We start from the raw sequence: 2,618 nt of genomic DNA, 5'->3' as shown, positions 1-2,618 counted from the left end.
CGCAACTCCACCGCCGTCAACGAATCAAAACCCACCTCCCGAAACGCCCGACCCGCACCCACCGCATCCACCGAGTCATGCCCCAGCACCCCCGCAGCACGTCGGCGTACGAGGTCGAGGACCAGGTCGTGCTGCTCCGCCGACGACAAGGAAGCCAGCTTCTGCCGCAGTTCGGCACCGCCGGTGGAACCCGCTGTCCCGCGGTCGCGCTGTGCGGGCGGGCGTACCAACGACCGGAGCAGCGCGGGGACGGACGTCTCCGCTGAGCGGTCGGCGTTGTGCTCCAGAGCAGCCGTGTCCAGCTTGACGGCGACAGGTGTCGGGTCGCCGGAGGCCAGCGCGGCGTCGAAGAGGGCCAGGCCCTCGTCGAGACCGAGGGGGCTGATGCCCGCCCGACGCATGCGGGCCAGATCGGTCTCTTCGAGGCGTTCCGCCATACCACCGTCAGGCGCCCAGAGCCCCCATGAGAGGGACGTGGCCGGCAGGCCGAGTGCGCGCCGGTGGTGGGCCAGGCCGTCGAGGAAGGCGTTGGCAGCCGCGTAGTTGGCCTGCCCGGAGGCGCCCAACGTGCCCGCGACGGAGGAGTAGAGCACAAAGGCGTCGAGGTCGAGATCGCGGGTGAGTTCGTGCAGCAGCCATGCCGCGTCCGCCTTCGGCCGCAGCACCGCGTCGACCCGGTCCGGGGTCATCGCGTCCAGCACGGCATCGTCCAGGGCACCGGCCGCATGCACCACGGCCGTCAACGGATGCTCGGCAGGGATCTCGGAGAGCAACCGGGTGACGGCGTCGCGGTCGGCGACGTCACACGCCGCGACGGTCGCTTCCGCCCCGTGCGCGCCGAGCTCCGCCACAAGGTCGTCTGCGGCGCCTGTGCGGCTGACCAACAGAAGGTGGCGTACGCCGTGCCCGACGACCAGGTGTCGCGCTGTCGCGGCACCCAGCAGACCGGTACCGCCGGTGATGAGTACGGTGCCCGACGGGTCCCAACCCGTCGCGCCGGTGTCGCGGGCTCCGGCTCCGCTGCTGCCGTCCTCTGCGACACTGCCGGCCCGGACGCTGTGCGCTCGCACCAGGCGGGGCACATGCAGCGTCCCGCCGCGCACTGCGATCTGCGGCTCGCCGGTCGCCACCGCGTGGGCAAGGACCTCGTCGTCCGCCGTCGTGTCCGTGTCGACCAGTACGATCCGGTCCGGGTGCTCGACCTGGGCAGCACGCACCAGGCCCCACACCGCAGCTCCGGCCAAGTCGGTGACACCGCTCCCGTCGGCCTCCTCGCCCGATGCCACCGCGCCGTGCGTCACGACGACGAGACGTTCGGAGTCGGAGTTCTCCCGCACCAGCCACTCGCGTACCGACGTCAGCGCCTCGTCCAGCACCGCACGGACGTCCGACACGTCGCCCGCGCAACGCACCACGTCGTAGTGGGCACCGCTCGGCTGGGCGGGTGAGGTGATCTGCTGCCAGTCGACGCGGAACAGCGCGTCCGATTCGCCCTGCCGCGCATGGCGCAGCTGCTCGTCCGACACCGCGCGGAACGTGAGGGACTCCACCGCCAGTACCGGCACGCCTTCCGCGTCCGTCGCCACGAGCGAGACCGCGTTCCCACCCGCCGGTGACAGCCGGACCCGCAGTGTGGACGTGCCCTTCGTGGCGAACCGGACGCCGCGCCAGTTGAACGGCAGCCCTGCGGTTTCCTCGGCGACGACGGAGCCGCCGTCGGCACGCAACACGTGGAAGGCCGCGTCGAGCAGCGCGGGGTGCACTCCGAATCGTTCGGCACCCAGTCCTCGGGGAAGCTCCACCTCGGCGAAGAAGTCCCGCCCACGGCGCCATGCGGCGCGCAGCCCTCGGAAGGCCGGGCCGTAGTCGAACCCCTCCTGCGCCAAGTGCCCGTAATGCCCCTCGATGTCGAGCGCCCGAGCGTCGGCAGGCGGCCATTCGGTGTCGACGTCCAGCACGGTGCCGACCGGGGATTCCCCTGTCAACACACCGCTGGCATGCCGGACCCAGCCCTGGCCGGGGCGCTTCGCATGGACGGTGAACGTACGATCGGCCTCACCCGTCGCGTCGGAGACGGCCATCTGCACCGCCACCCGCTCCTGCTCGGGCAACGCCAGAGGCGACTCCACCGTCAGTTCGACGATGTGTCCGCACCCGGCGGCGTCGGCCGCCCGCTGGGCAAGCTCCACGAACACGGTCGCCGGTACGAGTCGCGTGCCCCGTATCCCGTGATCCGCCAGCCAGCCCTCGACGGCCGCCGACAACTGTCCGGTCAGCAGCAGCCCGCCCGACTGGGGCAGCTCCACCGACGCCCCCAGCAGCGGATGGTCGGTGGTTTCGAGCCCTGCGGAGCGGATGTCACCGGTACGCGTGCCGTCGCTCGCAAGCCAGTAGCGCTGGTGCTGGAACGCGTATGTGGGCAGGTCCACGTGGCCCGTGTCCGTACCCGCGCCCGCGCCCGCGTCGGCAAACACCGTCCGCCAGTCCACCTCGGCCCCACGCACGTGCGCGTGTGCCAGCGCGGTCACCACAGCCCGTATCTCGTCCCGCTCCCTGCGCACCGTCGGCACGAACACCGCATCCGGCACCACACCCGGACCCAACGCACTCAACGCCGC

General features: G+C 71.7%; 1 protein-coding gene. It reads right to left on the bottom strand.

Going from position 1 to position 2,618, the window contains the following annotated elements; all coding sequences use genetic code 11:
- Positions 1 to 2,591 (bottom strand): type I polyketide synthase (locus tag H297_RS43875; RefSeq protein WP_199787290.1); only part of this gene is annotated, 2,591 nt, incomplete at its 3' end.
- Positions 2,592 to 2,618: the final 27 nt, after the last annotated feature.

The organism is Streptomyces sp. CNT360 (assembly GCF_000424785.1).
This window is presented reverse-complemented; position numbering and strand designations above follow the sequence as displayed.